Origin of the sequence: Paenibacillus doosanensis, assembly GCF_025060755.1 — a bacterium.
Classification (GTDB): Bacteria; Bacillota; Bacilli; order Paenibacillales; family NBRC-103111; genus Paenibacillus_S; species Paenibacillus_S doosanensis.
In genome coordinates, this window is the sequence record NZ_JANYUY010000001.1 from 554,353 (window position 1) to 575,696 (window position 21,344).

The following is a 21,344-nucleotide window of genomic DNA, read 5'->3' on the forward strand; positions in this document are numbered from 1 at the left end:
GGTGCAAAAAATGAAGGATCATTTTTTCTTTCCCGGTTTTTTCACTTCTTTCCACGTTTGGAGCATTCTCTATAAAAATGCGGAGAAAGGCTCCGTCTATCCGAATCACAAGCATCCGATGTTCGAGATTTTATACGTCGAGACGGGCGAGATGAGCGAGTGGGTGAACGGCGTCGAGTACAGGCTGCGCGCAGGCGATTTTATTCTGGTTAACTCCGGTGTTCTGCATTATCCGGAAGCGCATGAGGAAAGCCGCTTCTTCAATTTTCATTTCGATGTGGAGCCCCGCGAGGTGCACTCTTTGTTTCACCAAATGCGCAGACCTATCGTCAGCATGCGCCAAACGCCCGAGATCGAAGCGGAAATCCGCCAATCCATGCAAAGGCTGATCGAATTGTTCCGGACGCAGGACGAGCTCGCTTTTACCCAAAAGATGATGATGCAGTCGATCATGATGCAGTTCCTCGCGTTTCTGATCGAAAAGATCGTCATCCCCGAAATGAACGACGACTCCCCCGCCTCAAACTCCAAGCATTTGATCGCCACGGAAGCCGCTTATTTGCTCGAAACGTACGGAGGGTCGGAGAGGCTGCTCATCGCCGAGCTGTCCGAGAAGCTGCATGTGCACCGCAACTATATTACAAGCTGCTTCAAGCAGGTGTACGGCATGTCGCCGAAGCATTACTTGACGAAGGTCAGGGTCGAGAAGGCGAAGAAGCTGCTGCAGGAGACGACGATGTCCGTGGAGGAAATCGCGGAAGAGCTGACGTTCTCGTCATCCGCTTATTTCTGCAAGTTTTTCCGCATGCAGGTCGGTTCGACGCCGTTTCAATACCGCTCAGGCATTAAGGCGTAGCCTCTTGCTCCAGTTCAAGCAAACCGCTTGGGGAAGCTGTTTCCGAGCGGCTTTTTGTGCGCACTCGATTAGGAAGGAGCCTGTCCGTCAATGCCGCCGCCGCATCAGCCGCCTCACGCGTGCAATCGCGATAGGACTTTCGTTGCGCGGGGGATCTTCCCTATTACCGCTTACTCTGTGTGCAAAAGTGTTATTTTAGCCTGCTTTTTTCAATTGTTGGCAAGCAAAAGGCAGTGATACTATTATTCATAAATCGCTTACAACACAATATTCAAGGGGGATTGCAAAATGGAAGCACGTGTATGCCAAGCGGCAGCCGCCGTCTTCGTCGCCTTCATGGTTCTGGCAGGATGCAGCAGCAGCTTAAACGAGCCGCAAGCAGCGGGCAAGGAGCAGGGTCAAACCGCCGAAGCGACGACGAAATCCGAAGAACCCGTCAAACTGCTGCTCGCCCAAAAGTGGTCGGAAATCAACGATGCCGATTTTCAAACGCTGATTGTCGAACCGCTGGCGAAGCAATATCCGAATATTCAGATCGAGATGCTTAAAGGCGAAAATATTAAAGAAATGATTGCCGCCGGCACAGTTCCCGATCTTGTAGCGACCTGGGTCAATCTGATTCCCGACTATCAAGAGCTGGGACTGGTCGAGGATATGACGCCGCTGATCAAGAAGCATAGCCTGGATTTGGGCCGGTTCGAGGCCACTTATTTGGATACGATCCGCGGATACGACAACGGCGGGCTCGTCGCCCTCCCGTACGATGCCAATTTTAACGCGATTTATTATAACAAAGATATTTTCGATAAATTCGGGGTCGATTATCCGAAGGACGGGATGACCTGGGAAGAGACGATCGAGCTCGCCAAAAAGGTAAGCCGCGAGGATCAGGGCGTGCGCTACCGCGGGCTGGAAGCCGACGGCTACGGAAAGCTGGCGCTCCAGGAAGCGCTGCCGACGATCAAGGACGGCAAGTCCAACTTCAATAACGACGAATGGAAGCATGTGCTGGAGCTCGCAAGAAGCATCGAGGCGATCCCGTCCAACGAGCCGGTGCCGGACGTGCATCCGCGCAACCAATTTATGAAGGATCGCAATCTGGCGATGTTCGCGACCGGCAATAACTTCAACCTGCTGCAGGGCGACGCGGCCAAAGGGCTGAACTGGGACATCGCCCAGTATCCGAGCAACCCGGATAAGCCTAATGTTGCCGGCATGGTCGACGAGCACGTCGCTTTCGTCACCAAGGCGAGCAAGCACAAGGACGAGGCGTTCAAAGTGATCGAAATTTTGACGTCGGACGAAATACAGAAGAAATTGACGCGCGCTTCCGGCAAATTGTCGGTGCTGAAGGATGCTTCGATCCGCCGCGAGCTCGGTGCGGATATGCCGATTTTGCAGGGCAAGCATTTGGACGCGATTTTCAAAGGCACGTACGTTCCCGCTTATACGGCGACTAGCAAATATCCCGATGCGGGCAAAATCGTCAGCGAACAGGTGACCAAATATTTGGCGGGCGAGCAGGATGTTAATACGACGCTCCGCGTAGCCGACGAGGGCCTGCAAAATCATATTCGCCAGATCGACGCCGGTGCGGGCAAGTAACCGAATCGCGCGACTCCGGGCGTGGGACCATCAATAGGCAAAGGAGAATGACCATATGCTGTACAACGGTTCTTTATGGAAAGATACGAGCGGCCAGCCCTTGCACGCTCACGGCGGGGGCATGCTTCAATCCGGGCCGTACATCTACTGGTTCGGGGAAAACCGGCAGGGGCGCAAACGCGTCTCCTGCTATCGCACGACGGACATGACGAATTGGGAATTTCGCGGCGATGTGCTGACGCTGGATTCGAGGTTTCTGCCGATCGACATGCGGACGTCCCCGGAGCTTGTCACCGATAAGGAGACGGGGCGCGGGGCGAATATCGAACGGCCGAAGGTCATCTACAACGCCGCGACCGGCAAATACGTCATGTGGATGCATTGGGAGAACGGCCAGGACTACGGAGCGGCCCGCTGCGCGATCGCCAGCTGCGACACCGTCGACGGAGATTACGTGTATCACGGCAGCTTTAACCCGTCGGGAGCGATGTCGCGGGACTGCACGCTGTTCGTCGACGACGACGGCGCGGCCTACTTCATCTCGGCGGCGCGGGACAACGCCGATCTGCATATGTACCGGCTCAGCGACGACTATCTCGCTATCGACGAGCATGTCCGTACGTTATGGCCCGGTCAATACCGGGAAGCCCCCGCGCTTGTCAAGCGCAACGGCGTTTATTTCATGATCAGCTCGGGCTGTACGGGCTGGGAGCCGAACCAAGGCAAATACGCCTATTCCCGCAGCCTCACCGGCCGCTGGTCCGGCCTGCTGGACTTCGGCGGGCCGACGACCTACGATACGCAGCCGACCTTTATCCTGCCGCTGCAAGGCGAAGCCGGCACAAGCTATTGGTACGTCGGAGACCGCTGGCATCCGGGGGACTATCACCGGTCGTCCTATGCGATACTGCCCATTCGCTTTCCCGACGACACGACGATGACGCTGCTGTGGAGCGATGAGGTAAAGGTCAATTCCGCAGAGGAGAGCGGAGACGGTACGGGGGCGGGCGCCTCTCACACGGAGCTTGCGTCTGCCGGCGGCTACGTCCGCATCTTGAACCGCTCTCGCCGCTATTTGGCCGCCGAGGACGACAGCTCGGACGCACTGATCGCCGAGACGCTGGCGTACGATTCCACGCGCCAGCACTGGCTGCTCGAGCAGACGGCGGACGGATATGTCCGCATCGTGAGCAAGGCGAGCGGGCGCTGCCTCGAAGCCGTGCGGACGCCGGATCGCTCCATGCCCGTCGAGCTTGCGCTGCGCCCCCGCGCCGACGGCGACGGCCAGCTCTGGCAGTTCGCCGCGGTAGAGAGCGGCGGCTGGTCCGCCGTCATCAGCCGCGCAACCGGGCTGATGCTGACCATGGGCGGCGAACGCAGCGGCAGGCTGACGGCCGCTCCGAAGCATGAGGACGGCGCCGCCCTCCGCAGCCAAAGCTTCCTGATCACGCCGCATTATGGCGTGTCTGATCATACATAGCTTAGCTTCTCCGCTCCCGGCAGCCGCCCGCTGAGCAAACGGAGGGCCCTCTCTCGTTTGCAAGAAAGGGCCCTTCGCTCGTTTGTTACACGGGGGCTTCCATTCCTAAAGCCGCCCACTCTTCTTTGGTCGGACCGTACACTCCGGTTACAGGCAGGCCCGCTTGACGCATCAAAATCGTCAATTGCCCGCGGTGATGAATTTCGTGCTTCTGGAATACATGCAGAGTCAATCCGTTTTTCCAGGGCTGGCCGAAAACCGTCGCCGTCTCTTGCAGCTTGGCATCGGTCCACTGATTACGGACCGCGTCAATCAGAGACTGTGAAGCGGCCCGGTAAGCTTCGGCAATCGCCGCTGCCGACGACGGGGCTTCGCTGCGCTCATCCGGCGCCTCGAACTTAAGTCCGGTCGGATGGAGCAGTCCCCCGCTCGGCACCAAATGCCAGGCAAGATGACCTAGAGTCCGGTATCCCGGAGCTATTTCCCGGTTAAGCGATTCATCCGTCAAAGCATAGAGCAGCTTTTGCGTATTGGCCGATTCCTGGCCGTATTCCTCGATAAATTGTTGAATGGTCGTAAACATAAGTAAACGCCTCCCTGAAATAGTTGTGTCAGTTCTCGTTCATTATCTGAGCTGCAGCAGGTCCGGCAACATCCCGCCGCTCCAAACGGACTCTTTGCTTCAACTATACAACAGCTTTACTGACAACAGTATGTCAGGATACGCTCCGCTTTATTTAATTATAATTCAACAACCGCTTTAATGACACCCGTCTCCGGCTTCAGCCACGATTCATAGGCATCTATCATCTCATCGAAGCCGGCCCGATGCGTAATGAACGAAGACGTATCGATACGGCCGCCGCGGAGGCTGTCGAGCACATGCTCGAAGTCGGCCCGGGTCGCGTTGCGGCTGCTGATTATCGACATTTCCCGCTTGTGGAATTCGGGATCGCTGAAGGCGATATCGGATTTCACCAAGCCGACGTATACGAGCCTCCCGCCGTGAGACACATATTGGACGGCGCCCTCCATCGATTTGGCGTTGCCCGTCGCATCGAACACTGCGGTCGGATAATCGCCTCCCGTCATATCCGCAATCTGCTGCAGCGGGTTTTCCTTCGCATTGACGATGTAATCGGCCGGCGCCCACTCTTTGCAGTACTGAAGCCGCTCTTCATTGATATCGAGCGCGATGACCCGGGCCCCCGCCAGCTTGGCGAATTTCATGACGCCCAGACCGATCGGTCCGGCACCGATAACCAGCGCGAATTCGCCCGGGACGATCTGCGCCCGGCGAACCGCATGAGCGCCGATGCTGAAGCATTCTACGATCGCCGTCTGATCGTAGCCGAGCCCTTCGGCGGACAGCAGATGATCCGCCGGAACGGTCATATATTCGCGCATCCCGCCGTCCTGATGCACGCCGAGCACGCTCATCTTTACGCAGCAGTTCGGCTTGCCGCTGCGGCAGGCGACGCATTCGCCGCATTCGAGATACGGAATGACCGCTACCGTATCGCCCGCCTTAAGTCCTTGAGCGTTCGCGCCAATCTCTATCACCTCTCCGGCAAGCTCATGCCCCAATACGCGCGGGTACACAAAGTAAGGCTGATTGCCCCGGTACGCGTGCAAGTCGGTGCCGCAAATCCCAATCCGCCGGATGCGAATTAACGCTTCACCGGGTGCCGCCTCCGGTTTCTCCGTCTCCTTCATCGCCAAACGATTCGGTTCCTCGCATACAATCGTTTTCATCCGAATTACGCCTCTTTTCTCCGAAATAGGGTTAGATGGTGACATGTAACGCGGCGATTACATACTGTTTTCCGGCCTGCCGCTCGGCCATGTGTGGTTATGTACCGGCTTCAGCAGCTCCAGCACCTGCGCCAGCTCCTCCTGATCGATCGGCTCGTCCGCCCAGTCGGCGTTCATCGCGATCGCTTGCGGTCTGGCCGTGCTGACCAGCGTCGTCGGAATCGCCTCGTTCGCGGTGGCAAATTGAATCGCCAGCTTCGGCAGGTTGATGCCGCGGGCCGCGCACGCTTCCGCCGCCTGCCGGCACACCCGCTTCGTCTCTTCTCCGGCGGGATGCCAGGACGGCGGCTCCTTGCCGCTCAGCAGCCCCATCGACAGCGGGGACGCATTGACGAGTCCCGTCCCCTTCGCAGCGATTAACGGCAGCAGCTCCGTCAGCGACGTATCGTTGAGCGAATAATGGCAGTAAGACAACATACTGTCCACCTCGGCCGCATTCAGCACCGTGCGGAAGATCGCCAGCGGCAGACCGGATACGCCGGTAAAGCGAATTTTGCCCTGCTCCTTCAGACGCTGCAGCGCCGGAATGCTTTCCTCCAAAATTTGCTTCATGGAACCGAATTCAATATCATGCAAATATAAAATGTCGATGTAGTCCGTCTGGAGCCGCTGCAAGCTTTCATCCACGCTGCGGATAATTCGCCCGGGAGAGAAGTCGAACTCCTCGCTGCCGTAGCGGCCGGCCTTCGTGCTTAAGTAAAAGCGGCTGCGGTCGAGCTCGCTTATCGCTTGTCCCAGCACAGTCTCCGCCTTGGTCAAGCCGTAATACGGGGACACGTCGATCAGATTGATCCCGCGCTCTACCGCCTCATGGACGGCGCGTATTCCCTCCTTCTCGTCAATATCGCGGAAAACGCCTCCAAGCGACGAGGCCCCGAAGCTTAGCACCGAAACCTGAAGCCCCGTTTTCCCAAGCTGCCTATATTTCATTCCTGTCCCTCCTCCTCTAGCATGACCTCATCCGCCGGTTCCCCTATCTTCCTCCGGCTTGCGGGCGGTGTCCGCCCGCTGCTGATTGCGGATCCGCCCGAAAATATGTTATGTTTATGTTACCGATAACATTAACATAACAGCCTCTGCCCGATTCGTCAATCGGTCAAGCTCTTGAAAATTTGAGAGGAACTGAATTCATTATGGTAACCATTTACGATATAGCCAAAAAAGCGAACGTGTCTCCCATGACCGTCTCCCGCGTCATTAACCATTCCCCCGCCATCAGCGAGGCGACGCGCCTGAAGGTCGAGGCCGTGATCCGGGAGATGGACTATATCCCGAACAAGCAGGCCAGAGGGCTTGTCTCCAAGGAAACGAAGCTCATATCCCTGGTCATCCCGGATATCGCCAATCCGTTCTTTACGACCATCGCCCGAGGAGCCGAGGATAAAGCTCTCCAGTCCGGCTATCAGATGCTGCTCGGCAACTCCGACGAACAGACGGACAAGGAATGCCGTTACGTCGATCTGCTGCTGTCCTCCAAAGTGGACGGCGTCCTCATCGCGCCGACGGGCGACGCTTCCTTGTCCAACCTGCGCAAGCTGGCGAAGCGCCGCGTCCCGTTCGTCTTCGTCGACCGCTATGTCGAAGGCATCGACGCCGATCTGGCAAGCGGCGACAACGTGGAGACGACCAGAGAGCTTGTCGCTCATCTGGCGGAGCAGGGACATCGCCGGATCGCGCTGATCAACGGTCCTTCGGGCATTTCCAACGCCCGCGAGAGAAGACAGGCGTTCCTTGACGCACTGGTGCTAAGCGGCCTTGAGGCCTATCCGGAGCTGCTGATCGAAACGCATTTCCGGCAGGACAGCTTCTCGGACATCGTCCGGACCTTCATGGCTCTTGCTCCGTCTGCCCGGCCTACGGCGATCGTGGCGGCGAACAATTTCATCGGCGTCAACACGCTGCGGGCGCTGAAAGAAATGAACGTGACCGTTCCGGATGAAATCGCCGTCGCTTGTTTCGACGATCCCGAGCCGATTCCGGACTATAACCCGTTTCTGACGGTAGCGGCCCAACCGGCCTACGACATCGGCTATATGGGAATGCAGATGCTGATCGAACGAATCGAAGGCACCGCCCCTGCGCGGAGCCGCAAGATCATGCTGCCCTCGACGCTGATCGTGCGTAAATCGACGGTGAAAGCGTAAGTGCAGCCGCCGGGCATCATTTTAAAGGGTTGCGGCAATGGGGAAAACATCTATCGTTGTCTTTTCGAAGATGTAGTAAAAAACGGTGCGACCCCAAGGATCGCACCGTTTTCCCTCACTCTATTCCGGCAGGCGGCTAGCCTGTTATCCGTTCTACACTCACCTCGCGGAGCAGCCGCTCCACATCGCTTGCCTTCACATATCCGGCCTTCGCGTTCAGCGCATTGGCCGTGCCGACTGCCGTCGCAAACGCGATCCGCTCTTCCGCAGGCAGCTCCTGCGCCGTGCTTACGGCCATTCCGGCGACGAAAGCGTCGCCGCAGCCGACCGTGTTTACGGCCTCGATCCGCGGGGCTGCAGCCCTGTACAGGCTGCCGTCGAACGAAGACAGCGAGCCTTCCGCTCCGAGCGACACCGTCACGCCCGCCATGCCCCTAGCTTGCAGCGAAGCCAGCTTCTCTTGCAAAGTCCGGCTGGACGAAGCAGCTTCCCCGTTCATTTCCTCGCCGAGCAGCTGCACGATTTCATCCTCATTCGGTTTAATGAAATCAGGAACCGCCTGGACGCCGCTTCGCAGCGCCTCCCCGCTGGTATCGAGAAAAGCCAGCGCTCCGGCCTGCTTCACAATCCCGATCAGCTCGGCGTAATAGCCGCTGGGCACGCCGCTCGGCAAACTGCCGCTGAAGCAGACGATGCGCGAGCGGGCAGCCAGCCTGCCGACCGCCGCCGAAAGCTGCTCCATCGCCCGATCCGGGATCGACGGTCCCGGCTCCAGCACCTCTGTCGAGACGCCGACTTCCTCGTCGATCATGTTCAGACAGAGCCGCGATTCTTCTTCCACCTGCACGAAATCATGGGCAATGCCTTGCCTGCTTAACGCCATCCGAATCCAGTCCCCGTTATAGCCGCCGAGGAACCCGGTCGCCGTAACGGGGAGCCCCAGCTGATGGATCACCCTTGCCACATTAATTCCTTTACCGCCGGGCTCGGCATACATCTGCTTGACGCGCGACACGCGGCCCAGCGGAAAACGCGCCATGTAATACGTTTTGTCTATCGCCGCATTAAGCGTAACCGTCGTTATCATCCTGTTCCTCCTAAAAGCGCCGCGAAGCTCGGCGCCTAGCGCCAATCGCTCGCTTTGCCAATGCAGCCGACCATCCGCATTTTTTCGATGGCCGCCGCTTTGACCGCTTGTTTCGCCGGAATCATATATTTGCGCGGATCGTTTTCATCCGGATTTTCGGCAAACACGCGCTTGATCGCATCGGAGAAGACGATCCGGATTTCCGTAGCGATGTTCATTTTGGCCATACCGAGAGCGACACAGCGTTTCACCTGTTCCTCCGGAATGCCCGATCCGCCGTGCAGTACGAGCGGTTCCGCAACCTTCTGCGCAATGCGGCCGATCCGGTCGAAATCGATCTTCGGCTCCCCTTTATAAATCCCGTGGGCCGTTCCGATCGCAGGTGCCAGCGTAGGCACTCCCGTCAGCTCAATGAAACGGGCGCATTCGTCCGGGTCCGCCATCAGCGCTTCATGCTCGGCGACCACGATATCGTCCTCGACGCCGCCGACTTTGCCGAGCTCCGCTTCGACATTAATGCCGACCGCCTTGGCGATTTCCACGACGCGCTTCGTCTGGCGCACATTCTCTTCGAACGGATGCATCGACGCATCGATCATCACCGAGGTGTAGCCTGCGCGAATGCATTGTACGAGCACGTCGAACTCAGTGCAGTGATCGAGATGCAGCGCGATCGGAACGCTGGAGCGGTCGGCGGCCGTTCTTGCGGCGGCGGCGATATAGTCCGCTCCCAAATGCTTGACGGTCCCTACCGTCGATTGCAAAATCAAAGGCGAGTTGGTTTCTTCCGCCGCTTCGACAACGGCTTGCAGCATTTCCAGCGTGTGTACGTTAAAAGCTCCTACAGCGTAGCCGTTCGCTCTGGCCGCTTGCAGTAATGGGGTGGACGATACTAATGGCATATGATTACCTCCAAATGATGAATAATCTTAAGAAACGAGTCATCCTTGCAGCAAAGCATGTCCCGGCAAGCCGGGTTGAAAACGATCGCGACGGGGGAAAGGTCTGCCGACATTTTGGGCAACGATATACCGACGCATTTCCATTCGGTCTCCCGCAGGCTTAACGAAGTTTTCGCTCATAGTTTTGAACGATACCTTCAATTGATGAGACGCGAAGCTGCAGCCTGTGCGATCTATTGCCGCCCGCTTCATGCCTTCTCCTTCGCCTTTTCTTGCGCTTCGACGCGGTACTGGACCGCGAAGACCGGGTGGAACGATCACTCCATCCATGTCGTTTATAATGAAATATTAAATCATTTTTTTGATTTTTTCAATCATTTATTTTATGAATTTGGCGAATCCGCTCTTCTTCATGCATAATGGAGATAAGCCGTTTATCGCACATCCATCAACAAGGAGGCTCAAAACCTTTTGAAACCGTCCTATCGCCCATTCCCATCGCTTCTTCTTACCGCTCTGTTCTGCGCGGCGGGATTCGGCATCATCGCTGCGCTCGTCGGTACGAGCCATACGGACGGCTTCGATTCCGCACTCATCTCTGCCATTCAAGGGATGGAATCAGCGCCGTTAACCCGCATTATGCAATCATTTACTTTTATCGGGGCGGGTCTGCCCGCGGGGCTATTGGCCTGTCTGCTTGCCGTCGTTCTATATATATGCTGCGGTCTGCGCCGCGAGCTGCTCTTCTTCTTTGCCATACCCGGCGGTTCCTGGCTGCTTAACGAGCTGCTGAAGCTTCTATTTCACAGGGAGCGTCCGGCATTATACCGGCTGGCGGAGGCGGCGGGATACAGCTTTCCCAGCGGCCACTCGATGGCGGCGTTCAGCTTGTACGGCGTATTCCTCTTCCTCGTCTGGAGGCATGTGCCTTCATTGCCGGTACGGATTCTGCTTCTGCTCTGCGGCGCGTTCATGATCGTCATGGTCGGCATCAGCCGCATTTATTTGGGCGTGCATTATCCGAGCGACGTAGCGGCTGGCTTTATGGCCAGCGGCTGTTGGCTCGCCTTCGCGATCGAAGTCTACCGGCGTTATTCCGGCCCCGGTTTCGAGAAAGCCTCTGCACGCCTTTAGAAATGCGGTGATTTCGTCATCATGTTCTGCGGTCGATAGAGGGTTCTTCCCCGGTGAAAAAAGAACGGAAGGCCGCACTCCGCGGCAGATTATTTTATACGCAAACGGCAAGGGGGATTCACGATGGCTTTCGGAATAGCAAGGCGCGAGCTTAACGCTTGGAAGGAGAAGGTCGCGCGGGGAGAAATCGCATATTTGACGCATTACTGGTACGAGCCGCGGTTTCCGGGGATCAAGACGGTGACCAAAGTCGGCTGCTCCGATCTGGAGCGGCTGCGGAGCTGGTGCGCCGAGCGCGGCTTGAACCCGGATTACATCCATTACCGGGCCGAGTTTCCTCACTATGACCTGATCGGCGCGAAGCAGAAGGAGATCTTGTATCAAGAACGGCTCTGGGAGCAGATGGAGCGGTTTGGGATATAAGCAGGGCTTATGAAATGAAAAGGCGATGTCTACGGCATACCGCGCTAAACGGCCCCCGTTCCGTATACGCGAACCAGGGGCCGTGAACTGGGTGGGTTCTTATACAATTATTTACAGACCCAAAAAAGCCCATGACAGACATGGACTTTTTCGTAGGAGATTTATTTCGCTTTTTCCTCAATCGCTTTATTCGCCTTCTCCTCGGCTTCCCGCAAGGCCGTATTAACATCTTTCCCCGCTGCCAATTCTTTGGCCGCAGCATCGAGCGCCGAACGAACTAAAGCGTCATATTCCGTGAGGGGATCGTTTATCGGGCGTGTTTTTGACTTAAATATTCCGCTGATGTTTTTTCCTTGAAGATAAGGCACATTTGCGCCATACTGTGTTTGAAAATCCGTTTTGGCTAAAGCGGAAATTTTTCCGCTTTTGCTCAGCTCCGCTTGCACTTCATCGGAAGTAAAGATCGACATCACTTGAAAAGCTTCATTCTTATATTTGCTTTGCTTATTCAGCATGATCGTATGCGGGGTAATGATGCGGCCTGTGCCGATGGCTTCCGGATAGTTGGGAAGAGAGACGAAATCCCATGGAATTTTATCCGCGATACTCGGGTCCGTGCTCGCTATCATATCGGGAACCCAGGCGGTCAGCATGGCGATATTCCCGTTCTTAAAGAAATCACTGCTGCCGTAGGTGATCTTCTTATCCTCTCCGAGAAATCCGGGGATGTCGATCATCTCTTTCATCGTAGTGAGCACTTTTTTCCAATTATCGTTATTAATTGCCGCTTTGTTCGTAGCCGGATCAACGTACGGTAAGGAAAGTCCGTAACCTAAGCGGGAAACCGTATCGGGACTGAGCCCAATATATCGGACCCCGTTTTCCGTTTTGGTGACCTTGCGGGCTAACTGGATGATCTCGTCCCAGGTCATTCCGTCCTTCGGATACGGGACAGCGAATTTATCGAAAATATCTTTATTATAGAGAAGAGCTGCGATGTTCTGCGCAACCGGCAGCGCGTATATGGCGCCTTTTCCACCGCTGTAAACTTTAACCGCGTCGATCGCATTAGAGTCAAAACGGCTCAAATCGAAGTTGTTGCTCTTAATCAGCACGCTCAGATCCTCAGGCACATCTAGCTCTCGCCAAAGCGGAGTATTAGCGTCCGTCGTATAGATCAGATCCGGAACGATGCCCGCAGCCACCAAATCCTCCGGATTGGTGCCTGTCCCTTTACGTACAATATTAAACGAAATATTCGGATACTTTTTTTGCACAGGCTGAACGATAAATTTGTCGATTTCCTCATTGCTGATCGCCGCGTGCTGGTACAGAGTAAGCGTTATCGGTTCGCTGGTTATTTCATTTTTCGTTGGAACATTCTCCGTGCTGTCCTTTGTGTCCGTTCCTTGGCTGCAACCGGCAAGCGCCGCGACCAGTATAACGGAAGATACCGTTCTCATCCACTTCATCTTTTTCCCCTCCTAATGATTTCATTACCTAAATGAAAACTTTTGGTAAGCGGTTTCAAATGTTGCGATAAACGATAAATGCACTCCGGCATCACCACATAACATAAAGCATATCCTATATTTTTTTAAAATTCATTGGGCAATTCGATCATCATTTATCCATTTCTTGATTTTATTGCTTTAATTATCCTTTAATGCATAAAATGTAATCGGGTGGCGTTCTAACACATAAAAAGCCCCCACATATGATGGGAGCCTTCAGCAAATGTTCATAAATTTTTAATTTAAACAAAAGACGGCTTTCTTGAATCAACGTCCCCAGTAAGAACTTTTACGTATTCTTTGTCTCCACCTTCAACTGAAGGACCAACGTAGACAACGCCGACTCCGCCGTGTTTAATAGCCAGTAACACTTTTGATGCTCGATCAACACGATCTTTGCCCTTGGTGTCAATAATTATTGATTGAGGTAGCAACTTTGTCATTTTATAACCCGGAGCGACTCCATGTCGACGATTACGTCTGCTATGCTTCATACAGAATCCCCTCCTACTAGAAGATTAATTGTTCGTAAAAGCTCATTATTATTCGTAACGATAGCACTCAACTGAGCATCATCCAGTGTATGCCTGCCTGAAAAATGAATGGATAGAACATGCTCTTTGCCTAAAGGATAGCATAAAATATATACCTGTTCAACTTCAATCCGATTAAAAAAAGACCATTTTGAATTCAAATATGCATCTAAAACATATATAGGTTGCTGCCCTGACTCTGTTCGTTCTTGGTTTTCACTAAAAGCAAAAAAACGTCCTCTTCCAACGTTGCCTCCAACTTGTCCAATTCCATCGTTTCCTTGTATTTTCCAAAATGCCGCACCTGTAACAATGCATTCCGTTGGTGGAATAATAGACGTTCTGATTGCCTCACTCAAGGAATTATAACGCTCTTTTTCATCAGGGATTGTAGCATTTTTGTTGTATATCCAAAAGAAATGTAAAATCCGTCGTTTACGTTCATTTTCCTCTTCCATTTTCTTTAATTCAACGCGAGGATCTAAATAATAACCTTCAACCTGAATTCTCTTTATCAGGAATTGGCAAGCCACTGAAACAGCAGACTCGTAATTCTCATCAGTACGCACCTCATATTTAAGTAGCGTCAAACCTTGAAGATCAGTCAGAATATGAAAATCACTAACCTTCTCTTGGTTTATGAGATCATCTCGTTCTTTTACTTCATGAGGGACAATTGCAAACACACGTTGCCGTCGCAGTCTTCCCCAAAATAATCCCATTTCAAATATCGTATTGTCTCGGGTAATGAAAACATACTTGCCTCGATGAAATGCGACATCATCTGGAGCAAAAACGAAAACCCCAAAATCATTATTGTCCAATTGCTTTTCCAGGGACTCCATCGTATATTCATTGCCTTGAAAAGCACCACTATACCACGGAGTCACCTGAGCATGGTAATTGATTTGTGAATGAATTGCATTTGCTAAGTCCATCGCTTCTCGTGAAGATCCAATAAAAACATTTGGCTTTATCACATCCACAACTCCCTAAAACACAGTTAATATCTCCTAATTATACCATAATTGCCTTAAGTTTAGCTGCTACATTAATAGTCATTACTATCATTTACTCAAAGTGTGAAAAAGATAGGGGTATCAGGGGCGTACCCCTGACATGCGAATTTGAGAGACTAGATTCAGTGCTTGCTGCAACACGAGAAAGTTGTCGCGTGGTGCTCTGAACATTTACCAGCCCAAATAGAAAGGGGGCAAATTTTGCCTTCATCAGTCACCCAACTTGAAGTTAGACGTACTAAAGGCTACTGCTACATTCGCTTCCCATATTCAATCATAATGGCTTGCTCGAAGCTGCATACGGAACCAACTCCTCCCGATTGCTCAGTACCTCAATAAGCAGGTTCGCTCCAAGCCTGAATCCATGTAGAAAAGCAGCTTCTACATGCATACTATCTACGCTATCGCATAGGTCGAAATATTCCTCTAACTCACGAAATACTTCCTCACCTAATCTTTCACGCCATTGCTCCGTCTGCGCTGCCACCTGACGACTTACGGAACGATATTCTGGCTGAGATGGGACAATCACCTCATCGGGGTTAATTTGTCCTCGGTACAGGGCTTCCAAAATGGTTTTCAATGTTCATCCTCCCATCAATTATCATCGCATCGCTTGAATGAGATTCCTGCACATGGTAGGATATTTATGCAGTCTGCTTATCCAAGAGGTTGCGGGATAGGAAGTAGCGGTGTTCTTCTCGGGACTAACGCTGCTTCCTTCTTTACTTTTGGAGCTCGTCATACACCTTTTCAATCCCTTTGCGAATGACATCGGAACGGGTCGTTTGGAGCTTTTCGGTGCAAGCATCGAGCTTGCTCAAAATCTCTTGATCGGCTCGAACTCGTTAGGGCAGTGCTCCTAAATCCCAATACCGCAGTAGGGCAAATATGCACTTTCGTTTCACTGGATTCAGCTAATCTATCTGAGAAGAAGTCAGTCTATACATAGGTAAACTAAATCAGCTGCTACACAACGTTACTTTTCCTAGTCCATAGCCAACAGCTGTTTTAGCCCCGATACCGTACTCACTGAACGTACTGAGTATTGTTTGGATTATCTGATCACGTAAATCTCCATCCAGTTCGCTTGTTTTGAAATTTATTCCAATGTAAATTGTAAAGACAGTATCTTCAATGGCTGGAAGTGAGATAATATTAGGGAAATCATCATCTCGTGGAGGACTTGCCCCTTTTTGATTATAGTAGGTTTTATAGTGCGGGGTCAGCACATCCCTTACAATCTTGTATTCCTCAACAGGATAGGCATCCAAAAAGATTAGCTTCCCTGAAGTAGTCTGTTCTTCATCAGTACCCGTCCCAAAACATATATCGAAATAGTCCTTCAAGTTCTTGCTCCCAAGTGGAAGTGAATGCCCGGTCAAATGCTCATGCAGCCAGCAATTTCGGATGCTTCCCTTTAATGAGCTGCCTGGAATATAAGGAATTCCATATAGAGGGTGAAGCTTCATTGGATTTGTAGTTGTATATGGTGTACCGCCGCCAATTCCTAAAAGAAGCCTCCCATTCACCTTATATTGAAGCTTCAAATAGTCTGGGAATTGACTTACAATCCATTCTTGACGCTGGCCTAATGACTGTAAAATTTCAGTTATAAGGCTAGTGCTAAATTTATTATGGGAAAGCGGATCTGATAAGGGTTCCACCATCACTTCTTTTTTATTATTCTTTTCATTCACTTGATACCGCCCAAATCGACTAAATAACAAGTAATTATTTTCACATTTTTCATTTTTCCGAAGGAATTCTACAGCATCTCTGGGTAAAAAACTAATCTTTGGATTACTCGGCTTTTTGCTGTTCGTTCGATTCAACTTCAATCATCCCCTCTGCAAATCGCTTTATCCAGTCCAGTAGACTCATTGACTCCCATGTCATTCGTTTATAACCATCACGTGTTTGCTTAGTAACCGCTTCTATAAGTTCCTTATCACTGTTGTTTAATACCTCTTGTTGCTTAAGCCAATTGAAAATAGTTTGATAAACTTGTCGATGTGGCTCATTCTTTAATCTCTTAGAATATAGAAAGGCAATTACCGCAGCATAACCATTGGTTTGAATCATGGAAGGAAGTGAACGTACTAGCGACCGATACTCTTTTTTTGTTCTGTCTTTATTTTTTTCGCAAAACTGCTTCACCTGCTCATAGGCATATGCTGCCCTGCCATTCTCAATCTGCTTTTGCATGCGTGTCACCTCCCGAAATCATCTTAACAGAGACAAATCCTTTGCCCAAGGTCAAATTAGCTCCGATTTGAAACGTTTCAGGTATCCAAGATTTAATTATTTTAACAATATTATCTGCTTTCCCTGCTTCCCTCTGTAGCGAACTTGGCGCGTGTTCATCCGACACGAAAACCAAACTGTACAAAATACTCTCTGACGGCAAATATTCTTCATTGAACAAGCCTGTTCCATCCACTGTTCCAGTTTCATCATCAATACGAATACGAGTTACTACCTCGGTTGACAATTGTACAAAATCGGCAAAATCATCATCGGATACGATAATAGCATGACTTATTAAGTACTGATATATCAACTCGCTGGCAGGCAACTTTTGCAGAAGCTGATTTAAAAATATTGTGAATCCCCCGTCTTTCTCCTCATTAACCGTAAAAACGTATTCTTCAAGCATTACCTTGTCGTCATCAACTATTTTTGACGATTTTGCTACTAACGGGGCTCCGTCAATTTTTGGCAAAATAAAATCATGTATATTAACCAGTTTCATATCATCTATAAATCTTTGGAGTACAAAGGGACAGGTGACCCAAGCAAACACGCCCTTTACCGAACGTACTGGAAAAAACAGTAGACGCGCATCGGAAAATGATAACGCAGAGGCATAAAGCTCTCCCTGATCTGTTGGACCAAAAAATCTTGCTACTTCTGATTTAGCAGCCTGTTGCTCAACTGCTCGACGCAAGCTCCCCTTAAGGCTAGAAGCTTCTACCTTTGGAAAGCGCGTATGCCCTTCTCGTTGAATCGGCAAATCTATTACACCCAATTGGCTATCTCCTCCAGCATGCATCGATGTCAACACATGAAAAAATAAGGCCATTGATTGTTTATACATTTACAATACCTCCCTGGTTTGTTCCGATATCCCCTATGAGACTGTATCCAAAACCTCTGTCACAATACCTCATCCTATCCCAATTTTGATAGATGAATCCGTATCCTTCACGATAATCACTGATACATTTCTGATTGAAAAGCTTGATTGCATCCTGAAACTCGCCTTCAATGATCTCAAAGAAATAGACGCTTCCTGCCGGAACTGCGTAGCGCATTTCCTTCGGTTTTTGCTTTTCAAATGAAAATCCTCCAGCGGCAACATATCGGCCTATAGCTGCGCTTATAAGTCGAACTCGAATACGACGCTTTTTATAGGCAAAGACACCTTCCTTGGAAACGGGGTCAAGCCACCATGGAATCCAGCCATGCTTGAAAATAGCAGGTGTAGCCAAATAGAGCTTAAAGTACTTTTTATTTGAGGATACAGGCTCAAAATTATATTTATCTCCTAATCTCTGTATGCTTGCAGCCCTTGATTCTCCACCAAGTTTAATGACACCCGGTATACGAATATCTATTCCCTCTGCTTCAACAACCAAGCTGCACCTGCCACCGTTCTGGCTAACGGGGCGCACCTTTTCTATGGAATACCACATTCCAGCTTGAGTTGCCCCTGAATCGGGGTTAATCTGAATACCAACATGTCGTTCTTTATTTATTAAATCGGCTAGCTGCAAGCAGGATTCATCTGGAAGTTCGCCTTTTAAATACTGGGTAATGGCCACTTCATCCAAGTAACCTCCACCTTTAAGCTCCGTTTCTTTACCCGTTATCCTATCTCCAGATAGAACAAACGGAAGCTGATAGCTTCCTATTGGAGCCGGTACAAGTGGCATTACCTCAAACTTGTAAGATGACAGCACGACTGTATCTAGTGGTCTAGGCAGCATGATCCGCCCATTTATCATTAGTCCGCTGAAGCCAATCTTCAACCTTCTGCTAATAACAGCGCTGTTTGCATCACCTAATCCAGCCGCGTAACACAATGCCCCTGCATAGACCGAGGGTAAAGGAGGAAACATGCTGGAAGCACTCTGGCTTAATTCAGCATCAAATGGAGATGCATTCCTGAAAAAAAGAGTATCTACTGCATCAATGGCGTAAAGCATCACTGCACGCTCCCCTGGAAACAAATTCCAAAAACTGCAAAAAGGACTTAAACCTAGCCATATCACTGTCAAAATGCAAAAATAGTTCGTATAGCATGTTAGACTGACTCGCAAACTCTTGATTGCTAATGAACGATGTGCTTTTTTGAAGTGCTTGCTCAATTAAAACCCGAACTAGCGACTGCTGATCAGAGCTATTGATTCCCCCTAGTTTTTCTAAAGTTTTACTTAAATTATAAATAAACGATTTGGAGTATTCTTTTTGACTTAACGCAGTAGCAATCTTGTCGATAAGAAGTAGAATCTCTCCATTTTTCCCAAAGCTGCTCTTAACAAGAAGTTGATCGCCGCTCCGCTTAACCAACCCAATAGCAAATGCATTTTTTTCCTCATACAATTCTTTAGCCTGTCTTTCCATCTCGCTCGTTCTTGCCAGCATAGCACCAAGCGGCTGCATTAAATGAGCAATTACAATGCCAGCCGAAAAGGTCAATGACTTTCCGTGCTCAACTGGCGATTTTACTTGGGCTATAAACTCCTGTCTGAGCTGATACAACGTAATAAAAAGCTTGCTAACAGGTAGAAAACCTAGAAAATCTTCTCCTCCTGCATAAATGCAAATGCCACCCTGCTCAGATATAATTGCTCTTACTCGATTGGAGAAATGACTGGTGTTTTGGCTTAGCTGTTCCTGGGTCTGCCGAGTAGGATAATCACGATACAGTTGCCCCATCCCATCTCCATCAAATTTTAAAAGAGCATAATAGGGACTTACTCTGAACGCATCAGAATTAAGCTCCTGGTACATTTTCTTGGCAATCTCTATATTGTCAGAACTATATTCATCTATAGACAGCTTCTGTCCATTTTGCAAATCAAAGAGAGCCTCGGATGCTTCATCCTTTAGCAATTCCAATTCCTTATACTTTTCTTTACGCCAACTATTCTTCAAAAGCATGTAGGCAACAGAGCTAATATTTAAACTATACTCTGGAAGCAGTTGATCTGCTTCGAGAAGATGCAGCATACGTTTGATAAAAGCAATTGCTGATAAGCCTTCACCAGGCTTCATTGAATATCTGCATGTCTCTAATTGAGTAACGTCAATGACATTTTGTTCATCAACAAAGCTTGGAAGCTTTCCATCCTTTTGCTTGACAAAAATCGCATTATACTCAGGATAAATATTGCACTTACGCCCACTAGATTCAAAAGTCTGTTCGAAGCTGCGAAGCCTCTTAATATTGTTTAAGTTCGCATTTATCTTGTTGTACGCAAGAGAATAGTCGGGCTCCGGTTCAAACACCCAATACAACTCAAGAAACCTTTCTATTTGCCGCGTAGCTATTTGATTCGGGATTACCTTACTCTTATCAAATATTTGCTCACATAATTCAATAAATCGTTTTTGTACAAATTGACTAAGCTCTTGCCCCAGTTGCTCCTTTTCCCTTTGGCTGTAACCATTCACTTTGGCAATTAAACGGTTAGGAACATTGCTCTGATTGGCAAGGGGAAATATAATCTCCAGTTTTGGCTTATGCCTATGCAGCTCTTCAACCGCCGCTCTCATTAAATATGAGAGCAGATAGCTGCCAGCATACAGATCCCTCGCCTTTCTTGAATGCTCAATAAAAGATTTTACGGGACCAATAGTGAACAAAAACAAGGTGGTATTCATATTCTACCCTTCTCAATTAAGGAGATCATCTTATTACGCTCCTCATAGTTAATATCCAATACCTGCTCCTGCTTTTTAGGATCTATAATGGCTTTGACAAATGTGTACACTGGTATCAGCTGTCCATTACTCGTTCGTGTAACACTGATGAGAAGGGAGGAGGCGAATCTACCACCTCCGATATATCCTGTTGCAAAAAAGTTTCTGTTCACAGGTTTATAGTACTTTTTTATATCGTGCGATGCCTGATCCACTTTTTTTAAATAGGATCTTACATTTGAAACGGGCTTGCCCAAGCAAACTCTTTCAATAACAGGACGCTTGTGCTGATCCCAAATCGTTTTTAATTTGGGATGAATACTTATTTCGCCATCATTCAACATGTAGGTTGCATTCTCTGAATTTGCTAACTGGCCATTTAATACGTTCAGTTGTTCAGTAACCCAAGGCAACAGTGTTTCCCTCGTTAAATAAAGCGCATGTTCATATGCATGAGCGAATGCAATGCAGCCCCTTCCTCTACGGCTGCGTTTACCCAATCCTCCAAGAATGAGAGAGAGTATAAGCAAATTTTGATAAAAGTCCAAGTTTTCTCCCTTATCTAAAAACTTACGCAGCACAATCTCAAATGCCCCACCATCTAGTAAACATTCAACTGGCCGTGCAGGCTTATGTAATAACAGCGGTTCTCTCCTCTTGGGCAGATTTTTTTCAACTACTTGTATTCGAATGGGAGAGGCATGATGCTCTGCATCTCCGAACAACTGATTCTCTGTTTGATATAAATGTTTTGTTTGAACAATATTACTTGCAATTCTATATGTATAGCGCATAAGTGCCTTTAATTCAGATACACGAAATTCAGCTTCTGTACTCATACTTCCAGAACTAAACATAGGTGTAATAATCTCGCAATCAATAACTCGCTTTTCCACAAGAG

The 21,344-nt window shown here is 50.0% G+C and carries 21 protein-coding genes; 6 read left to right on the plus strand and 15 right to left on the minus strand.

All coding sequences use genetic code 11. The annotated features are described in order from the left end of the window. The first annotated feature begins 10 nt into the window (after positions 1 to 10). From N0M98_RS02435 to N0M98_RS02445, 3 genes are all read left to right on the plus strand, one after another. Entirely contained in the window at positions 11 to 856 is an 846-nt protein-coding gene (locus tag N0M98_RS02435) for a helix-turn-helix domain-containing protein (RefSeq protein WP_249862010.1), read from the plus strand. A gap of 288 nt (positions 857 to 1,144) precedes the next feature. Beyond that, the gene (locus N0M98_RS02440; RefSeq protein WP_259616838.1) at positions 1,145 to 2,461 is read left to right on the plus strand and encodes an ABC transporter substrate-binding protein; all 1,317 of its coding nucleotides are present in this window, start codon (positions 1,145 to 1,147) and stop codon (positions 2,459 to 2,461) included. A 55-nt stretch (positions 2,462 to 2,516) separates the two neighbouring features. Beyond that, positions 2,517 to 3,941, plus strand: coding sequence for a family 43 glycosylhydrolase (locus N0M98_RS02445; protein ID WP_259616839.1), 1,425 nt, complete (start codon positions 2,517 to 2,519; stop codon positions 3,939 to 3,941). Between the two features lie 85 nt (positions 3,942 to 4,026). On the opposite strand, the gene N0M98_RS02450 is transcribed toward N0M98_RS02445, so the two are convergent. From N0M98_RS02450 to N0M98_RS02460, 3 genes are all read right to left on the minus strand, one after another. Continuing rightward, a complete protein-coding gene (locus N0M98_RS02450; RefSeq protein ID WP_259616840.1) occupies positions 4,027 to 4,524 on the minus strand; it encodes a DinB family protein in 498 nt (165 codons plus the stop codon). 158 nt (positions 4,525 to 4,682) lie between these two features. Continuing rightward, the gene (locus N0M98_RS02455; protein ID WP_259616841.1) at positions 4,683 to 5,696 is read right to left on the minus strand and encodes a zinc-binding alcohol dehydrogenase family protein; all 1,014 of its coding nucleotides are present in this window, start codon (positions 5,694 to 5,696) and stop codon (positions 4,683 to 4,685) included. A gap of 57 nt (positions 5,697 to 5,753) precedes the next feature. Continuing rightward, the gene (locus tag N0M98_RS02460; protein WP_259616842.1) at positions 5,754 to 6,686 is read right to left on the minus strand and encodes an aldo/keto reductase; all 933 of its coding nucleotides are present in this window, start codon (positions 6,684 to 6,686) and stop codon (positions 5,754 to 5,756) included. A gap of 203 nt (positions 6,687 to 6,889) precedes the next feature. Here N0M98_RS02460 and N0M98_RS02465 point away from each other — a divergent pair, with 203 nt between their 5' ends. After that, positions 6,890 to 7,900: a LacI family DNA-binding transcriptional regulator gene (locus N0M98_RS02465; RefSeq protein ID WP_259616843.1), complete on the plus strand. Its 1,011-nt coding sequence runs from the start codon at positions 6,890 to 6,892 to the stop codon at positions 7,898 to 7,900. A 136-nt stretch (positions 7,901 to 8,036) separates the two neighbouring features. On the opposite strand, the gene N0M98_RS02470 is transcribed toward N0M98_RS02465, so the two are convergent. Together N0M98_RS02470 and fba are read right to left on the minus strand one after the other, a co-directional pair. Continuing rightward, on the minus strand, positions 8,037 to 8,987 hold the full coding sequence (locus tag N0M98_RS02470) for a 1-phosphofructokinase family hexose kinase (protein ID WP_259616844.1): 951 nt from the start codon (positions 8,985 to 8,987) through the stop codon (positions 8,037 to 8,039). A gap of 35 nt (positions 8,988 to 9,022) precedes the next feature. Next, the gene (fba, locus tag N0M98_RS02475; RefSeq protein ID WP_249862002.1) at positions 9,023 to 9,889 is read right to left on the minus strand and encodes a class II fructose-1,6-bisphosphate aldolase; all 867 of its coding nucleotides are present in this window, start codon (positions 9,887 to 9,889) and stop codon (positions 9,023 to 9,025) included. 471 nt (positions 9,890 to 10,360) lie between these two features. Between fba and N0M98_RS02480 the strand changes: the two genes are divergently transcribed. Together N0M98_RS02480 and N0M98_RS02485 are read left to right on the plus strand one after the other, a co-directional pair. Continuing rightward, on the plus strand, positions 10,361 to 11,023 hold the full coding sequence (locus tag N0M98_RS02480) for a phosphatase PAP2 family protein (RefSeq protein ID WP_259616845.1): 663 nt from the start codon (positions 10,361 to 10,363) through the stop codon (positions 11,021 to 11,023). A gap of 123 nt (positions 11,024 to 11,146) precedes the next feature. Further along, entirely contained in the window at positions 11,147 to 11,446 is a 300-nt protein-coding gene (locus tag N0M98_RS02485) for a hypothetical protein (protein WP_259616846.1), read from the plus strand. A gap of 161 nt (positions 11,447 to 11,607) precedes the next feature. Here N0M98_RS02485 and N0M98_RS02490 read toward each other — a convergent pair whose 3' ends face one another. From N0M98_RS02490 to N0M98_RS02535, 10 genes are all read right to left on the minus strand, one after another. Next, complete coding sequence (locus N0M98_RS02490; protein WP_259616847.1) at positions 11,608 to 12,918, minus strand: ABC transporter substrate-binding protein; 1,311 nt, start codon at positions 12,916 to 12,918, stop codon at positions 11,608 to 11,610. A 284-nt stretch (positions 12,919 to 13,202) separates the two neighbouring features. Then, complete coding sequence (locus tag N0M98_RS02495; protein ID WP_259616848.1) at positions 13,203 to 13,454, minus strand: hypothetical protein; 252 nt, start codon at positions 13,452 to 13,454, stop codon at positions 13,203 to 13,205. Then, positions 13,451 to 14,473 carry a TIR domain-containing protein gene (locus tag N0M98_RS02500; protein WP_259616849.1) on the minus strand — a complete coding sequence of 341 codons (1,023 nt, stop codon included), beginning with the start codon at positions 14,471 to 14,473 and terminating at the stop codon, positions 13,451 to 13,453. The genes N0M98_RS02495 and N0M98_RS02500 overlap by 4 nt, the downstream gene beginning before the upstream one ends. Before the next feature lie 313 nt (positions 14,474 to 14,786). Next, positions 14,787 to 15,095 carry a DUF6809 family protein gene (locus tag N0M98_RS02505; protein WP_259616850.1) on the minus strand — a complete coding sequence of 103 codons (309 nt, stop codon included), beginning with the start codon at positions 15,093 to 15,095 and terminating at the stop codon, positions 14,787 to 14,789. Positions 15,096 to 15,474: 379 nt separating this feature from the next. Beyond that, positions 15,475 to 16,347 carry a type III-B CRISPR module RAMP protein Cmr6 gene (cmr6, locus tag N0M98_RS02510; RefSeq protein ID WP_259616851.1) on the minus strand — a complete coding sequence of 291 codons (873 nt, stop codon included), beginning with the start codon at positions 16,345 to 16,347 and terminating at the stop codon, positions 15,475 to 15,477. Then, entirely contained in the window at positions 16,316 to 16,720 is a 405-nt protein-coding gene (gene cmr5 / locus N0M98_RS02515) for a type III-B CRISPR module-associated protein Cmr5 (RefSeq protein ID WP_259616852.1), read from the minus strand. The genes cmr6 and cmr5 overlap by 32 nt, the downstream gene beginning before the upstream one ends. Next, complete coding sequence (gene cmr4 / locus N0M98_RS02520; RefSeq protein ID WP_259616853.1) at positions 16,704 to 17,612, minus strand: type III-B CRISPR module RAMP protein Cmr4; 909 nt, start codon at positions 17,610 to 17,612, stop codon at positions 16,704 to 16,706. Before cmr4 ends, cmr5 begins: the two co-directional genes overlap by 17 nt. Further along, positions 17,605 to 18,723: a type III-B CRISPR module-associated Cmr3 family protein gene (locus tag N0M98_RS02525; RefSeq protein WP_259616854.1), complete on the minus strand. Its 1,119-nt coding sequence runs from the start codon at positions 18,721 to 18,723 to the stop codon at positions 17,605 to 17,607. Before N0M98_RS02525 ends, cmr4 begins: the two co-directional genes overlap by 8 nt. Further along, complete coding sequence (cas10, locus tag N0M98_RS02530) at positions 18,707 to 20,404, minus strand: type III-B CRISPR-associated protein Cas10/Cmr2 (RefSeq protein WP_259616855.1); 1,698 nt, start codon at positions 20,402 to 20,404, stop codon at positions 18,707 to 18,709. Before cas10 ends, N0M98_RS02525 begins: the two co-directional genes overlap by 17 nt. Next, entirely contained in the window at positions 20,401 to 21,339 is a 939-nt protein-coding gene (locus N0M98_RS02535) for an RAMP superfamily CRISPR-associated protein (RefSeq protein WP_259616856.1), read from the minus strand. Before N0M98_RS02535 ends, cas10 begins: the two co-directional genes overlap by 4 nt. Positions 21,340 to 21,344 lie beyond the last annotated feature (5 nt).